The sequence below is a fragment of the Pseudomonas sp. SWRI81 genome (assembly GCF_014268545.1).
Classification (GTDB): domain Bacteria; phylum Pseudomonadota; class Gammaproteobacteria; order Pseudomonadales; family Pseudomonadaceae; genus Aquipseudomonas; species Aquipseudomonas hamedanensis.
In genome coordinates this window covers 26014-41522 of sequence record NZ_JABWQS010000017.1, presented here as the reverse complement: position 1 = coordinate 41522, position 15509 = coordinate 26014, and the positions used below count along the sequence as shown (strand labels likewise).

At 60.7% G+C, this 15509-nt stretch carries 12 protein-coding genes; 7 read left to right on the top strand and 5 right to left on the bottom strand.

Annotated features, from left to right (window positions below; translation table 11 throughout):
- Positions 1-88: 88 nt before the first annotated feature.
- From rsmA to HU765_RS13165, 4 genes are read right to left on the bottom strand one after another with little or no spacing between them, the layout of a single operon-like run.
- Entirely contained in the window at positions 89-907 is an 819-nt protein-coding gene (rsmA, locus tag HU765_RS13180) for a 16S rRNA (adenine(1518)-N(6)/adenine(1519)-N(6))-dimethyltransferase RsmA (protein WP_186621005.1), read from the bottom strand.
- Complete coding sequence (gene pdxA, locus HU765_RS13175) at positions 904-1893, bottom strand: 4-hydroxythreonine-4-phosphate dehydrogenase PdxA (RefSeq protein ID WP_186621004.1); 990 nt, start codon at positions 1891-1893, stop codon at positions 904-906. Before pdxA ends, rsmA begins: the two co-directional genes overlap by 4 nt.
- Positions 1890-3212 carry a peptidylprolyl isomerase SurA gene (gene surA, locus HU765_RS13170; protein ID WP_186550920.1) on the bottom strand — a complete coding sequence of 441 codons (1323 nt, stop codon included), beginning with the start codon at positions 3210-3212 and terminating at the stop codon, positions 1890-1892. Before surA ends, pdxA begins: the two co-directional genes overlap by 4 nt.
- Positions 3187-5988, bottom strand: coding sequence for an LPS-assembly protein LptD (locus tag HU765_RS13165; RefSeq protein WP_186621003.1), 2802 nt, complete (start codon positions 5986-5988; stop codon positions 3187-3189). The genes surA and HU765_RS13165 overlap by 26 nt, the downstream gene beginning before the upstream one ends.
- Before the next feature lie 130 nt (positions 5989-6118).
- On the opposite strand from HU765_RS13165, the gene HU765_RS13160 reads away from it, so the two are divergent.
- The 3 genes from HU765_RS13160 to HU765_RS13150 are packed head-to-tail and all read left to right on the top strand — an operon-like array spanning position 6119 to position 8575.
- On the top strand, positions 6119-7138 hold the full coding sequence (locus HU765_RS13160) for a phosphotransferase (protein ID WP_186621002.1): 1020 nt from the start codon (positions 6119-6121) through the stop codon (positions 7136-7138).
- Entirely contained in the window at positions 7135-7806 is a 672-nt protein-coding gene (murU, locus tag HU765_RS13155) for an N-acetylmuramate alpha-1-phosphate uridylyltransferase MurU (RefSeq protein ID WP_186620999.1), read from the top strand. The genes HU765_RS13160 and murU overlap by 4 nt, the downstream gene beginning before the upstream one ends.
- Before the next feature lies 1 nt (position 7807).
- Positions 7808-8575 carry a TerB family tellurite resistance protein gene (locus tag HU765_RS13150; protein WP_186620997.1) on the top strand — a complete coding sequence of 256 codons (768 nt, stop codon included), beginning with the start codon at positions 7808-7810 and terminating at the stop codon, positions 8573-8575.
- A gap of 123 nt (positions 8576-8698) precedes the next feature.
- On the opposite strand, the gene HU765_RS13145 is transcribed toward HU765_RS13150, so the two are convergent.
- A complete protein-coding gene (locus tag HU765_RS13145) occupies positions 8699-9688 on the bottom strand; it encodes an alpha/beta hydrolase family protein (protein ID WP_186620995.1) in 990 nt (329 codons plus the stop codon).
- A 74-nt stretch (positions 9689-9762) separates the two neighbouring features.
- Between HU765_RS13145 and HU765_RS13140 the strand changes: the two genes are divergently transcribed.
- The 4 genes from HU765_RS13140 (at position 9763) to HU765_RS13125 (ending at position 15456) form a co-directional block, all read left to right on the top strand.
- Complete coding sequence (locus HU765_RS13140) at positions 9763-12159, top strand: sensor histidine kinase (protein ID WP_186620994.1); 2397 nt, start codon at positions 9763-9765, stop codon at positions 12157-12159.
- 112 nt (positions 12160-12271) lie between these two features.
- The gene (locus HU765_RS13135) at positions 12272-12901 is read left to right on the top strand and encodes a response regulator transcription factor (protein WP_116028308.1); all 630 of its coding nucleotides are present in this window, start codon (positions 12272-12274) and stop codon (positions 12899-12901) included.
- Positions 12902-13239: 338 nt separating this feature from the next.
- Positions 13240-14364, top strand: a complete 1125-nt coding sequence (locus HU765_RS13130; RefSeq protein ID WP_186550927.1) for an ABC transporter ATP-binding protein — start codon at positions 13240-13242, stop codon at positions 14362-14364.
- Between the two features lie 48 nt (positions 14365-14412).
- A complete protein-coding gene (locus HU765_RS13125) occupies positions 14413-15456 on the top strand; it encodes an ABC transporter substrate-binding protein (RefSeq protein ID WP_186550928.1) in 1044 nt (347 codons plus the stop codon).
- Positions 15457-15509: the final 53 nt, after the last annotated feature.

Sequence of the window (15509 nt, the reverse complement as noted above, 5' to 3'; positions counted from 1 at the left end):
CGCGGGGCGTAGCTGATGGAGAATCAGTCTAGGCAAGTATCGGGCAGTAAACCAGAGTGGCGTCCTGCCCGATAGCGTTCATCGTCTGTCAGTCGGCGGCAGGGGCAGCCGGGACTTGTATCGCGAGCTGGTCGGCCAGGCGCACGAACGCGGCCAGGTCCAGCTGTTCCGGACGCAGGCTGCCATCAACGCCGGCGGCTTCGATCTCGGCATTGCTGAGCAATTGCTTGAGGGTGTTGCGCAGGGTTTTGCGCCGCTGGTTGAACGCCTCGCGCACAACGCGCTCCAGCAACTTGTGGTCCTTGGCCGGGTGCGGCAGCACCGCGTGCGGCACCAGACGAACGATCGCCGAGTCGACCTTCGGCGGCGGGTTGAATGCGCCCGGCCCGACGTTGAACAGATGCTCAACGCGGCAATGGTACTGAACCATGATCGACAGGCGACCCCAGTCACCGCCACCCGGGCCTGCGGCCAGCCGCTCGACCACTTCTTTCTGCAGCATGAAGTGCATGTCGCGGATGATCCCGGCGTTGTTCAGCAGATGGAAAATCAGCGGCGTGGAAATGTTGTACGGCAGGTTGCCGACCACGCGCAGGCTGTTCGGTGCGGCGTTGAGCGTGTTGAAGTCAAACTTCAGTGCATCGCCCTGATGCAGGTTGAAGTTGTTCATGCCGGCAAATTGCTGATTGAGGATCGGGATCAGATCCTTGTCCAGTTCCACCACGTCAAGTTGTGCGCCAGAGCCGAGCAAGCCTTGGGTCAGTGCGCCCTGGCCTGGACCGATTTCCAGCAGGCGGTCGTCAGGCCTGGCGTGGATGGAGCGCAGGATGCGGTCGATAACGCCGGCATCGTGAAGGAAATTCTGGCCAAAGCGTTTGCGCGCCTTGTGTTGGTATTGCTCGGTCATAAACGGGTCTCGGCCATCTGGTAGGCGGTTTCCAGGGCGACTTGCAGGCTGCCGGTGTCGATCTTGCCGCTGCCGGCCAGATCCAGGGCAGTGCCATGGTCGACGGACGTGCGGATGATCGGCAGGCCCAGCGTCACGTTGACCGCAGCGCCGAAGCCTTTGTACTTGAGCACGGGCAAGCCCTGGTCGTGGTACATCGCCAGCACTGCGTCGCAGTGCTCCAGATATTTGGGGGTAAACAGAGTGTCGGCAGGCAGCGGGCCACGGAGGTCCATGCCCTCGCCGCGCAGGCGCTCTAATGTCGGTTCGATGATGTCGATTTCTTCATGGCCCAGGTGTCCGCCTTCACCGGCGTGCGGGTTGAGGCCGCAGACCAGAATGCGGGGCCGGGCGATGCCGAATTTGTCTTGCAGGTCGGCGTGCAGGATTCGCGTGACTCGTTCCAGTCGCTCTGGCGTGATCGCGTCGGCAATCTCGCGCAAGGGCAGGTGGGTGGTGACCAGGGCCACGCGCAAACCGCGGGTCGCAAGCATCATCACCACTTGGGCGGTGTGGGTCAGGTTAGCGAGAAATTCAGTGTGACCGGAGAAGGCGATGCCGGACTCGTTGATCACGCCTTTATGGACAGGCGCGGTGATCATCCCGGCGAAGTCGCCGTTCAGGCAGCCATTGCCGGCACGGGTCAGGGTCTCGAGAACGAAAGCCGCGTTGGCCTTATCCAGTTGCCCGGCGATCACCGGTGCGCTGAGCGATGTATCCCAGACGTACAGACTGTTGGCCGGTGCCGGAGCGTCCGGCCAGCGGTCCGGCCCGACATCCAGCAAATTGACGGTCAGTCCCAGCTGCGCGGCCCGCTCAAGGAGCAGGTCGCGGCTGGTGATGGCAATCAGGGGATGAGGCTGGGCTTGCGAGGCGAGCAGCAGGCACAGGTCGGGACCGATGCCGGCGGGCTCGCCGGGTGTCAGCGCGAAACGCTTGGGTTTCACTGCGCTGCCTGGTCTGCACCAGGGAGTTTGATCTCTACGTACGCTTCGTCACGGATCTGACGCAGCCAGGTTTGCAGCTCTTCATCGTATTTGCGGTTACGCAGTACGGTCATTGCCTGCTGCTCACGGGCCTGTTCGGTGCTGTCGGTGGCGCGACGGCCAAGGACTTCCAGCACGTGCCAGCCGTATTGGGTCTGGAAGGGCCTGGACAGCTGACCTTGCGGGGTCGAGGCCATCACTTCGCGGAATTCCGGCACCAGCACGTTCGGGTCGATCCAGTTCAGGTCGCCGCCGTTGAGGGCAGAACCCGGATCTTCCGAGTAGTTTTTCGCCAGCTCGGCAAAATCTTCACCAGCGGTGATGCGGTCATACAGCGACTGAACCAGCGCCTTGGTCTTGGCTTCATCGCGAATCGGACTTGGCTTGACCAGGATGTGGCGCACATGCACTTCATCGCGCATCTGCGCTTCACCGCCACGCTTGCCCAACAGCTTCAGAATGATGAAACCGCCCGGCGTACGTGCAGGCTGAGTGATGTCGCCAACGGCCATGCTGCTCAGCTCGCGATCGAACGGCGGTGGCAGTTGTGCGGCTTTACGCCAGCCCATGTCGCCGCCTTCCAGCGCATTGTCGCTGCCGGATTTGGCAACGGCCATCTGACCGAAGTCGGCGCCTTGCTTGAGCTGCTGGTAAACCTCCATGGCCTGACGCGCGGCGCTCTGAATGGCATCAGAGTTGGCGCTTTCCGGTGTCGGAATCAGGATGTTGGCCAGGTGCAGTTCTTCGGACAGTTGCATCTTGCCCAGGTCGGAGGCGAGGAAATTTTTCACTTCCTGCTCGGAGACCTGAATGCGTTCTGCCACGCGACGCTGACGCACACGGCTGATGATCATTTCGCGCTTGATCTGGTCGCGGGCGTCGTCATAGTTCAGGCCATCGCGAGCCAGCGCAGCACGAAACTGATCAACCGTCATGTTGTTGCGCTGAGCGATGGTGCCGACAGCCTGGTTCAGTTCTTCATCGGTGATGCGAATGCCGGAACGTTCGCCGATCTGCAGTTGCAGGTTTTCGACGATCAGGCGCTCGAGCACCTGCTGATCCAACACGCCCGGAGGCGGCAAGCCGCCACCGCGCTTGGCGATGGTTTGCTGAACTTCATGAACACGCTGGTCCAGTTGGCTCTGCATGACCACGTCGTTGTCGACGATCGCTACCACTTTGTCGATGGACTGTACGGCGGCGTTGGCCGCCGTACCCAGGAACAGCGCGCCCAGCAGCACCGGGCGCAGACAATCAGAAAGCTTGGTCTTCACGTTCACGATAACCTTGAATGCCTTTGTCGAGGAAGCTCTCTACCTTGGCGCCAGTCAGGCCGCCGAGTCCCTTCAGAACAATTTGGAGGAAGACGCCATGGTCGCCTTTTTCGTTTTGCGGAGCTTCCTGGCTGAACTCGTCATAGGAAACCCAGTAACGGTTGATCAGGCGCAGTTTCCAGCAGCAGTTGTCGTACTCGAAACCACCGAAGGCTTCCAGGGTACGGTTGCGGTTGTAGTCGTACTGCCAGCGGCTGATTGCGTTCCACTGCGGAACGATCGGCCAGATGACCGAGAAATCATGCTGCTTGATCTTGTAGTAGTCCTTGACGTAGCCAGGGGTGCCCGGGGTTCCGTAATCACCGCCGCCCACACTCCATTTACCGGTGTTCTGGTCGAAACGGACCTGGTCATTGCGATAGCGATAGCCGGCGTTGATAACCTTGTTCGGGTTGTCTTCCGGTTGGTAGTGGAACATCGCGCTGCCGGAACGCGGGCTGTGGCTGTCCGGGTCCCAGTTGTAGTCGGCGGTGGTGCGCCAGTCGCGGTTCCAGCGGTACTCGTATTCAAGCGCATAAGGCGAGACGTTGGATTTCGCGTCATCACGATCCTTGAAAGCGATACCAGGCAATTGAACTTCGCGGTCCTTGAAGTAAAGAGCCTGACCGACACTGATGCGTTGACGCTCGAAACCGTTGTCTTCGATCCAGCGGCTGGTCACACCCAGCGACAATTTGTTCTCGTCGCCGACACGGTCTGCGCCGGAGAAGCGGTTGTCGCGGAACAACGAGGCGTAGTTGAAGGTGTACTCGCTGGTGTCGAATACCGGAATGTCTTCCTGGTCGACCTCAGGTACGTAGAGATAGAAGAGGCGTGGTTCCAGAGTCTGGCGGTAGTTCTTGCCGAAATACGAGGTATTGCGGTCGAAGTACAGGCCACCATCGATGCTGGCGATCGGTACGCCGCGGTTCTGGTTGCTGTCGAATTCGCCGTTGAGCTTTTTCTGCTCTGCGGTCATCACATCGATCTGCGATTTACCGGTGTTGTCCAGGTCAAGCTGGTACTGAGTGTACTGATACTTCAAGGATGGCTTGAGGAAACCATACGTCCAGTTCATCGGCAGGCTTACACCCGGTTTCAGATTCAAACGGTCGCCATTGGCGCGAGCGAGGCCTTGAATATTATTGTCCAGGCGCGGCTCGGTGGTGATGCCGTCTTCCTGTACAAACGTGCCGCTGCGCAGGTCACGGTCGAAACGTACCAGCTCGGTCTCGTAATCGAAATTCAGACCTTCCGGGTGGTACGGCAACTGACCATTGAAGGTGATCTGCGGCAAACGACCATAAGGCGTGATGTTCGAAACAGTCGCCAGTTGGTACTGCTGAGCATTCAGGCGTGCGGTATAGCTGTCACCACGGTAGGTGACCGCGCCCTGCTGATTCACATAGTCAGAACTTTTCACACCAATCTGATCGGTCTGCAAATCCTGGAAGTAATACGGATCGCTGATCTTGGTGTAATCGACTTCGGTCAGCAAGCGGGAGTCGAGACCGCCCTTGTGCTGCCAGTTGTACATGTAGCGAGTCTCGCTGTAATCCGACTGGCGCTTGCGATCATCGTCCTCGTCATTGAGGTACGCCGCACCAAACTGACCTTCACTCGACTTGGTCAGGTAACGGAACTCGCCTTCCACCAACATGCCGCGCTTGCTCATGTAACGTGGATACAACGTGGCGTCGTAGTTCGGTGCCAGGTTGAAGTAATAAGGCGTGACCAGCATGAAGCCGGTGTCTGTGCCCGAACCGATGGTCGGCGGCAGGAAGCCCGACTGGCGACGGTCGTCGATCGGGAAGTAAATGTACGGCGTGTACAGAATCGGAATGTCTTTGACGCGCAAGGTCACGTTGGTCGCGGTACCGAAACCGGTGGCCGGGTTCAACGTGATGTTGTTGCCTTTGAGCTGCCACGCATTGCTGTTCGGTTCGCACGTGGTGTACGTGCCGTCCTTCAAGCGGATGATCGCGTTTTCGGCGCGCTTGGCGTACAGCGCGCTACCGCGGATGCGCGATTTGTGCATCACGTATTCGGCGTTGTCGACCTTGGCTTCACCGGTGTCGAGCTGGACATCGGCGTGGTCGCCGACGATCAGCGCGCCGTTGTCGCGGATGCGCACGTCACCGTTGAGCTCGGCGCGGCTCTCGGCTTGGTACAGGCTGGCCTCGTCGGATTCGACCTGCATGCTGCCTTGGCGCAGGACGACGTCGCCGGCCAGCGTACCGACTTGATCATCGGTGTTATAGCGCGAGGCTTTTGCGCCGATAAAGGTCGGAGCATCGCTTTTGTTCGTCTTGTCATTCATGCCAGGACGAACCGGTTCGATATAGGCACCGGAGCAATAAGGACCGGTCTCGGCCAGTTGGGCGGCGGTGAGCTTCTCGCGCGGAACCCAGTCGAGGTGACTGTAGTCTTCGCTACGGGATTTCAGGCCACGGCCCTTGGCTTCGGTGACCAGCGCCGTTTTCGGCCCTGTGTCGGCAACCGAGCCGCTGTCGGCCGGGGCCTCGCCACTGGAGCTGATGGCACTGCCGTCATGCACCGGACGCGGCGGCAACGCCGCGGCGGGTGATTTGGGTGCACAGTCCCAGCCACCCGTCGCCGAGACGGAGCAGTCATACTGCTCGGCGGCAACAACGAATGGACTGGCCAGAGGTTGCATAGCCAGCAGACTGCCGGTTACCAACAACGGAAATTTTTTACGAAACGCGGGGGATTTCAATGCCATCTTATTAGTCCGGGCTTCCTGCGTGCCATCTGCCCGCGGTGTGGGCCGCACGCCTCTCGATGGTCTGAAAAAGATGCTGGATAATAAAGCATGACCCGCTTGACGGCTAGCGCCGTCGGAGACCCTTGCAATGCCTGACCAAGATGTACGCTTGCAACACCTGAAAGTTTGGCTCGATGAGCAGTTGGCAAAGTTGTTTGCCGAGCAGGGCTGGGGCCCCGTGCCCCCGGCCACGTTGACCGCGGCCAGCAGCGACGCGAGTTTCCGCCGCTACTTCCGCTGGGAGGGCGACGGTCGCAGCTTCGTCGTGATGGACGCGCCGCCACCGCAGGAAAACTGCAAACCGTTCGTGGATATCGCCTTTTTGCTGGCGAAATCCGGAATTAATGTGCCGAAAATTTACGCCGAAGACCTCGATCGCGGATTTCTTTTGCTCAATGACCTGGGCAACAAGACGTATCTGGACGTGATCGACGGCGAAAATGCCGACGCGTTATTTCACGATGCCCTGCAAGCGCTGTTGGCTTTTCAGCAATTGCCGATGGTAGCGCCGCTGCCCGGTTATGACGTTGCCTTGCTGCGTCGCGAGCTGGAGCTGTTTCCCGAGTGGTACGTCAAGCGCGAGCTGGGCGTCGAGTTCGATGCGACCCAACAGCAACAGTGGCAGCGCATCAGTGAGCTGTTGATCAACAGCGCCCTGGCGCAGCCCAAAGTGCTGGTGCACCGCGACTACATGCCGCGCAACCTGATGATCAGCGAGCCAAATCCCGGCGTGCTGGATTTTCAGGACGCGGTCTATGGTCCGGTGACTTATGACGTGACCTGCCTGTTCAAGGACGCCTTCCTCAGTTGGCCTGAAGAACGTGTGCGCGGCTGGCTGGAAAGTTATTGGCAGCAAGCGTCGGCGCTGGATATCCCCGTGCATGCGGACTTCGAAGACTTCCTGCGCGCCAGCGATTTGATGGGCGTGCAGCGCCATCTGAAAGTCATCGGTATCTTCGCGCGCATCTGCCACCGCGACGGCAAGCCACGCTATCTGGCGGACGTGCCGCGCTTCTTCTCTTATATAGACGCGGTGATCGCCCGGCGTCCCGAACTGGCGGAACTGCAAGCGTTGTTCAGCAGCTTGCGTGCTGGAGCGACGGCATGAAGGCAATGATTCTGGCGGCGGGCAAAGGCGAGCGCATGCGCCCGCTGACCCTGACCACGCCGAAACCACTGGTGCGTGCCGGTGGCGTGCCGTTGATTGAATATCACCTGCGGACCCTCGCGGCCGCAGGCTTCAACGACATCGTGATCAACCATGCCTGGCTGGGTCAGCAGATCGAGGATTACCTCGGTGATGGCTCGCGGTTTGGCCTGAGCATTCAGTACTCGCCCGAAGGCGAGCCGCTGGAAACCGGAGGTGGAATCTTCCGGGCGCTGCCGTTGCTCGGTGACGATGCGTTTGTGGTGGTCAACGGCGACATCTGGACCGATTACGACTTCAGCGTGTTGCACCAGCCGATCAACAGCCTGGCGCATCTGGTGCTGGCGGATAATCCGGCGCATCACCCGAACGGTGATTTCACGCTGTTCGACGGCAAAGTGCAGGACGGCGAGCCTGATGCACAGACCCTGACCTACAGCGGCATCGCCGTGCTCCACCCGCAGTTGTTCGATGGCTGCAGCGAGGGCGCCTTCAAGCTCGCGCCGTTATTGCGCAAGGCCATGGCCGACGGCGAAGTGACAGGCGAGCGGCTGAAAGGTCACTGGGTGGATGTCGGTACGCATGAGCGTCTGGCCGAAGCCGAAGCCTTGATAGAAGCGAGTCGCTGACATGTTGTGGCCAGGGACTCTGATTGGAGCCGGAGCGGGTTTTGCCATTGCCAGCATTCCGGGGGCCATGCTTGGGGCATTGTTGGGGCAGGCGCTGGACCGGCGCCTGCACCTGCAGAGCTGGGGGCATTTGCGGGAAAGACTCGGCGGTCGGCCGATGCTGCGCAACGACGAATTGCTGTTCGTGTTACTTGGGCGTCTCGCCAAGAGCGACGGACGCGTCACCGATGGGCACATTCAGCAGGCGCGCAATGAGATGCGCGCGCTGGAAATGAGCGAGCCGGCGACACGTCGGGCGATCGCCGCGTTCAATCGTGGCAAGTCAGGCAGCGATCATTTGCGAGGTTATCTGCGCCGCCTGAGTGCTCAGCCCCACGCGGCGGAAGGCGTGTTGCGCGCTTGTTGGCGGATGGTCTGGGCCGACGGTCGTGCCGGGGTCAGCGAGCGGGAGTTGCTGGCGCAGTGGGGCAAGTGGCTGGGCTGGACGCCGCAGCAGGTGCAAGCGCTGGCCAGCGATTACGAGCCGGGTAAACGGCCCATCGTCAGCGCGGCGGTGAGTTATCAGGAGGCGATGAAACTGCTCGGGGTGTCCGCGGGCAGTGAGCCGGCGCAGATCAAGCGGGCGTATCGGCGTCTGCTCAGTCGCCACCACCCGGACAAGATTGCCGGCAGTGGCGCGACGGCGGCGCAGGTGCGCGAGGCGACGGAGCGTACGCGCGAGTTGCATAACGCCTATACCTTGATTCGCGAGCGGCGGGATTTTCGTTAGGCGGTAGATGGATGTCGTTTGTGCTGCCCCTTCGCGAGCAGGCTCGCTCCCACATTGAATTGTGTGCATAGATCCAATGTGGGAGCGAGCCTGCTCGCGAATAGGGCCGACTCGGTCTGAAAGTCAGTCAGTAGCTTGAGGACTCAACCAGCCCCGCACCCGCCGAAACAATTGCTCCTGCTCAGCGTTCTTGTCCGGCAACACCTTCAGCGCCACCTGGCTGAACGCCGAGGTCTTCAAGCGCCTGCTCGCCTGCATGCGCTCCAGCGCCGCGTTGCGATCCAGCGCTTTGTCCATGTAGAAAATATCCACCGTCGGCAGCTTCAATGTCGGTGTCAGTTCCGCCAGCGGCGGCAGGGCCTTGGCCGGCGTCTGTGCATCGACCATGACCAGTTTTTCCACCTGCGCAGTTTGTCGTTCGCTCAGAAAACGCGCCGCCCAATAGGCGCCGGTGCCATGACCGAGCACGACGATGCTGCGCGCACTCTGCTGTTCGGCGTAGGCGATGGCCGCATCGATCCGCGCAAAAATGCGCTCGGCATCGGCTTTGGCGTGTTCCTCGACAGTTTCGGCCACCACCTGTTCGGCGACTTCCGCTTCACCGCCAGCGGCTTGTTCGATCGGCTGCGCGGTGGTGGCGTCCTTGCTTGCGGTTTCCGGGGCTTTCGGCGCGGCGGCGGGTTCGACCACGCGCGGGGCGATGGCGTCGCCTTGCACGTCAGGCAGGGTGATGCTCAGGCTGCTCCACTGCGCGTTCGGCAGTTTTTGCCGCAACGGGCCGATAGCCTGCGGCCAGTCAGCGGTTTCGCCGGCACCGGGGACGATGATCACTGCGCCTTTCGGTTCGGCGGTGTTGGCCTGCTTCCACAGGGCCAGAAATGTCTCGCTGCCTGCTTGCAGTTGTTGCTGTTCCTGCGCCGGCACCTTACGTTGCAGTGCCGCCGCTTCTTCCTGACTACGCTCAAGCAGTGGCTGACGTTCGACGGGTTGTTCTTCGGCGGGTTTTTCCGCCGCGGGGGCAGGTGCCGGATCAGCGGCGCTGACGGAAAACGCACAAGGCAGGATCAGCGACAGGCACAATGCTGGCATTGCCAGGCGATAGACAGAGGGCATCGGTTATTCCAGGCCAGAAATGTATCCCGGCAGCCTAATGGGTTGGTCAGAATTTGTCAGTGTATGAGACTTCAATGAAGCGATTTTGCTGCCTGTGGGTTATCGGCTGTTTGTGGCTTCCCTTGATGGGCTGGGCGGCGCCTGCGCCACCGGCACATGTCGCGCAACTGACGCCAGACCAGCAGCAATGGCTGGCGCAGCACCCTGAGTTGCGCGTCGGCCTGGTCTTGCAGGCGCCCTACGCGACTTACGATCGACGCTTGCAGCGATTGTCCGGGGCCAACGTCGAGCTGATGAAATTGCTCGCCAGAACCCTGGGTGTCGAACTGAGCTGGCGCAACTTCCAGGATCTAGGGCAACTGGAGGCCGCTTTGCGCGAAGGTGAAATCGACATCGCCCCGGGTCTGAGCCAGACCCCGGGCGCGTTGCGCCTCTGGCAGTTTTCCGATCCGTACATGCGCGTGCCGCAACTGGTGGTCAGTGACCGGAAAAGCAGCGGCGCGGTCGATCTGGAAAAACTCGACAGCCAGACCCGCGTCGCCGTGCGCATGCCGAGCACCACCGCCGATTATCTGCGCAGCAACTATCCACATCTGAATCTGCAAGGTGTGCCGCTGGAACGCCAGGCGTTGCAATTGCTGTTGAGTCAGCAGGCGGCGTACGCGGTGGTCGACGAAGCGCAGTTGGGGCGCCTGTCGGTAGAGCCGGAATTCGCCGAACTGGTGGTGGTCGGTGATATCGGCCTGCCGCAATTGCTGCGTGTGGCCTCGCGGCGCGATTGGCCGGAGTTGGCCGGCATCGTCCAGAGTGCCTTGCGCGCAATCCCGGCCAAGGATCTGGAGCAACTGCATAACCAATGGCTACAGCCGAAATACCCACGGCTCGCCGAATCACCGGGATTCTGGCAAAACCTCAGCCTGTTATTCGCGGTGATGCTCCTCAGTTGCGTGGCGATCGTGTTCTGGCAGCGGCGCCAGCAGCACAGTCTCGAACAGCGCTTGCTCAGTGCACGCGAAGACATTGCGCTCCGGGCGGCCAGCGAAGAGGCGTTGCGGCTGACGCAGTTTTCCATCGATCAAAGCACTGTCGGCATCCTTTGGGTCAACTGGGACAGTCATGTGCGCTACGCCAATCGGGCGGCGGAAAACATGCTCGGTTATCCCTCGGGCGGGTTGATCGAACGGCCGCTGATCGACTTCGAACCCGGCCTGCACATGGACCGCTGGCTCAATCTGTGGAAGCGTGCGCGGGCCAGTGAAGAGGGGCCGCTGAGCTTCGAAACCAGTTGCCTGCGCGCCGATGGCAGCGTACTGCCAGCGGACGTATCCCTGAGCTTTCTGCGCTTTCGCGACAGCGAATATCTGGTGGTCTACCTCACCGACGTCACCGACCGCCGACGCGCACTTGCCGCATTGCAGGAAAGTGAGGCGCGGCTGCAAGGCATCGCCGCCAACGTCCCGGGCCTGGTGTTTCGACTGGAGCGGGCGCCGGTCACCGGACAGATCGATTTTGCCTACATCAGCGAAGGCAGCGAAAGTCTGGTCGGCTACGCGCCCGCAGTCATCGCCCATCGTGACATGGGCCTGCGCAGTCTGGTGCACCCCGACGACAAGGCCAGTTATCACCGCACCCAGGATCAGGCACTGGACACCGACAGCGACTGGTCGTGGCAGGGCCGCATCGTCACACGCCATGGCGAACAGCGCTGGGCCGAGATCAAGGCGATCACCCGGCAGCTGGAAGATGGCGCTTACGTGTGGGACGGCATCGTCTGGGACATCAGTGAAAGCAAGCGCATCGAACTGGAGCTGGCCGCCTCGCGCGAGCAACTGCGCGAGCTGTCGGCGCACCTTGAGAGCGTGCGCGAAGAAGAGAAGGCGCGCATCGCGCGTGAGGTCCATGATGAACTGGGGCAGATGCTGACCGTGCTGAAACTGGAAACGTCGATGTGCGAACTGGCCTACGCGCAACTCGATCCGGGTCTGAACGAACGGCTCAACAGCATGAAGCGCCTGATCGCGCAGCTGTTTCAGTTGGTCCGTGATGTAGCAACGGCATTGCGTCCGCCGATTCTCGATGCCGGGATTGCCTCGGCAATCGAGTGGCAGGCGCGTCGTTTTGAAGCGCGCACGCAGATTCCGTGTCTGGTGCGGGTGCCGGATAACCTGCCGGCGCTTAGCGATGCCAAAGCGGTGGGGCTGTTCCGGATCCTGCAGGAGGCGCTGACCAATGTGATGCGTCATGCCCAGGCGCATACCGTGGAATTGACGCTGGAGCTTGCGGGCGATGAATTGTGCCTGACGGTCAGCGACGATGGCGTAGGATTTGTCGTTGCCGAGGGGCGGCCGACGTCGTTTGGATTGGTTGGCATGCGTGAGCGGGTGTTGATCATGGGCGGGCGGCTGGAGCTTGTGAGTGAGCCGGGGGAGGGCACCAGTCTGAATGTCTGGGTGCCGGTAGAGGCAGTCTGATCATTGTGTGGCGCTGATGCGGGCCTCTTCGCGAGCAGGCTCGCTCCCACAGAGGAGTGCATTTCAGGGTGGGAGCGAGCCTGCTCGCGAAATATTGGCTGAGGAGAAAAATGTGATCCGTGTACTGGTAGCCGAAGACCACACCATCGTTCGCGAGGGCATCAAGCAATTGATTGGCCTGGCCAAGGACCTGCAAGTGGTGGGTGAGGCGAGCAATGGTGAGCAACTGCTCGAAACCCTGCGCAGCGTCCCTTGTGAAGTGGTGTTGCTGGACATCTCCATGCCCGGGGTCAATGGCCTGGAAGCGATCCCGCGCATCCGCGCACTGAACAACCCGCCGGCGATTCTGGTGTTGTCGATGCACGACGAAGCGCAGATGGCCGCGCGCGCACTGAAGGTCGGCGCGGCCGGGTATGCGACCAAGGACAGCGATCCGGCGCTGTTGCTCACAGCCATTCGTAAAGTGGCGGCGGGCGGGCGTTACATCGATCCGGATCTGGCCGATCGCATGGTCTTCGAAGTCGGGTTGACTGACGCGCGCCCCCTGCATTCTTTGCTGTCCGAGCGCGAGTTCTCGGTGTTCGAACGACTGGCCCAGGGCGCCAACGTCAATGACATCGCCCAGCAACTGGCTCTGAGCAGCAAGACCATCAGCACGCACAAGGCAAGGCTGATGCAGAAGCTCAACATCACTTCACTGGCCGAGCTGGTGAAATATGCGATGGAGCATAAACTCCTCTGAGCATCACCGCGATCAAACTGTAGGAGTGAGCCTGCTCGCGATAGCGTCCTTTCTGAAAACAATTCAGCGACTGACCTACCGCTATCGCGAGCAGGCTCACTCCTACAGGGGATTTGCGTGTGGGCATATCCATTCACGACAAACGCTTTTGCCCTTGCTTGCGGCTTGCAGCTCGCCACTTGCCACTGCCTTATCCATTAGCGCCATCCTTGTAGGGCAATCCCTACCCCCAATCTTCCATCGCGCTTAAGCGATTCTCTCCTGCGCCCCGATTTGCGTGGCTGCTGCCAGCCACTAGGCTTGATGAACAAGCAGTCATCAACAACAAAGGTGCGGGTATGAGCCAGGTCGATTCAAACGCAGGGGCCAGTGATGTGCTGGTCAGCTTTCGTGGAGTGCAGAAGAGCTACGACGGCGAGAACCTGATCGTCAAAGACCTCAACCTGGACATTCGCAAAGGCGAGTTCCTCACCCTGCTCGGGCCGTCCGGTTCCGGCAAGACCACCAGCCTGATGATGCTCGCCGGTTTCGAAACGCCAACTGCCGGGGAAATCCTCCTGGCCGGGCGCTCGATCAACAACGTGCCACCGCACAAGCGCGACATCGGCATGGTGTTTCAGAACTACGCACTGTTCCCACACATGACCGTGGCCGAGAACCTCGCCTTCCCGCTGACCGTCCGTGGCCTGAACAAAAGCGACGTCAGCGACCGGGTGAAGAAAGTCCTCAGCATGGTCCAGCTCGACGCGTTCGCTTCGCGCTATCCGGCGCAGTTGTCCGGTGGTCAGCAGCAACGTGTGGCGCTGGCCCGTGCGCTGGTGTTCGAACCGCAACTGGTGTTGATGGACGAACCGTTGGGCGCGCTCGACAAACAACTGCGTGAACACATGCAGATGGAGATCAAACACCTGCACCAGCGCCTCGGCGTGACCGTGGTCTATGTGACCCACGACCAGGGTGAAGCGCTGACCATGTCGGATCGTGTCGCGGTGTTCCATCAGGGCGAGATCCAGCAGATTGCGCCGCCGCGCACGCTTTACGAAGAACCGAAAAACACCTTCGTCGCCAATTTCATCGGCGAGAACAACCGCCTCAACGGGCGCCTGCTCAGCCAGAGCGGCGAGCGCTGCGTGGTTGAGTTGGGTCGGGGCGAAAAGGTCGAGGCGCTGGCGGTCAACGTCGGCCAGACCGGTGAGCCAGTCACGCTGTCGATTCGTCCTGAACGCGTCAGCCTCAACGGCTCCAGCGATCAATGTGTCAACCGCTTCTCAGGGAGGGTGGCGGAATTCATCTATCTGGGCGACCACGTCCGGGTGCGCCTGGAAGTCTGCGGCAAGACCGACTTCTTCGTGAAACAACCGATTGCCGAGCTCGATCCAGCGCTCAGCGTCGGTGACGTGGTACCGCTTGGCTGGCAGGTCGAGCACGTTCGCGCGCTTGATCCTCTTTTAGAGGCGCACTAAGCGCCCCGGCAATACCAACACCAACCCTGCACGTGGAGAGAACAATAAATGTTGAGATCCCTGAAGTTCACCGCCCTGACTCTGGGCCTGATGGGTGCAACCGGCGCGATGGCCGCCGGCCCGGATTTGACCGTGGTGTCGTTTGGCGGGGCGAACAAGGCGGCGCAAGTCAAAGCCTTCTATGCCCCGTGGGAAGCAGCAGGCAATGGCAAGATTGTTGCCGGCGAGTACAACGGCGAAATGGCCAAGGTCAAAGCCATGGTCGACACCAAGAGCGTGTCCTGGGACTTGGTAGAAGTTGAATCGCCAGAGCTGTCCCGTGGTTGCGACGAAGACATGTTCGAGCAACTCGATCCGGCGCTGTTCGGCAAGACCGAAGACTACGTCAAAGGTGCGATCCAGCCGTGCGGCGTCGGTTTCTTCGTCTGGTCGACCGTGTTGGCCTATAACGCCGACAAGCTGAAAACCGCACCGACCAGTTGGGCGGATTTCTGGGACACCAAGCAATTCCCGGGCAAGCGTGGCCTGCGTAAAGGCGCCAAGTACACCCTTGAATTCGCGTTGATGGCCGATGGCGTGGCGCCAAAAGACGTCTACAAGGTGCTGGCCGGCAAGGACGGTCAGGATCGCGCGTTCAAAAAACTCGATGAACTCAAGCCAAGCATTCAATGGTGGGAAGCCGGCGCGCAACCGCCGCAATACCTCGCCTCTGGTGATGTGGTCATGAGCTCGGCCTATAACGGTCGTATCGCCGCCGTGCAGAAAGAATCCAACCTGAAAGTGGTGTGGAACGGCGGCATCTACGACTTCGACGCCTGGGCGATCCCTAAAGGCCTGGACGCCAAGCGCGCCGAAGCGGCGAAGAAATTCATCGCCTTCTCGGTGCAGCCGCAGCAGCAGAAGACCTATTCGGAAAACATCGCCTACGGCCCGGCCAACACCCAGGCAGTGCCGCTGCTGGCCAAGGATGTCCTGAAAGACATGCCGACCACCCCGGAAAACATCGCCAACCAGGTGCAGATCGACGTCAGCTTCTGGGCTGACAACGGCGAGCAGCTGGAACAGCGCTTTAATTCCTGGGCTGCGAAATAACCACTTTCTTACCTGTACGGGAAATGGCAAGGGTGAATGTGTGGCGAGGGGAT

What these genes read in the sequence shown, in the direction of transcription:
- murU (WP_186620999.1), top strand. Translation starts at nt 7,135, where the DNA reads ATGAAGGCAATGATTCTGGCGGCGGGCAAAGGCGAGCGCATGCGCCCG.
- HU765_RS13140 (WP_186620994.1), top strand. Translation starts at nt 9,763, where the DNA reads ATGAAGCGATTTTGCTGCCTGTGGGTTATCGGCTGTTTGTGGCTTCCC.
- HU765_RS13165 (WP_186621003.1), bottom strand. Translation starts at nt 5,988, where the DNA reads ATGGCATTGAAATCCCCCGCGTTTCGTAAAAAATTTCCGTTGTTGGTA.
- HU765_RS13145 (WP_186620995.1), bottom strand. Translation starts at nt 9,688, where the DNA reads ATGCCCTCTGTCTATCGCCTGGCAATGCCAGCATTGTGCCTGTCGCTG.
- HU765_RS13150 (WP_186620997.1), top strand. Translation starts at nt 7,808, where the DNA reads ATGTTGTGGCCAGGGACTCTGATTGGAGCCGGAGCGGGTTTTGCCATT.
- HU765_RS13160 (WP_186621002.1), top strand. Translation starts at nt 6,119, where the DNA reads ATGCCTGACCAAGATGTACGCTTGCAACACCTGAAAGTTTGGCTCGAT.
- rsmA (WP_186621005.1), bottom strand. Translation starts at nt 907, where the DNA reads ATGACCGAGCAATACCAACACAAGGCGCGCAAACGCTTTGGCCAGAAT.
- HU765_RS13125 (WP_186550928.1), top strand. Translation starts at nt 14,413, where the DNA reads ATGTTGAGATCCCTGAAGTTCACCGCCCTGACTCTGGGCCTGATGGGT.
- HU765_RS13130 (WP_186550927.1), top strand. Translation starts at nt 13,240, where the DNA reads ATGAGCCAGGTCGATTCAAACGCAGGGGCCAGTGATGTGCTGGTCAGC.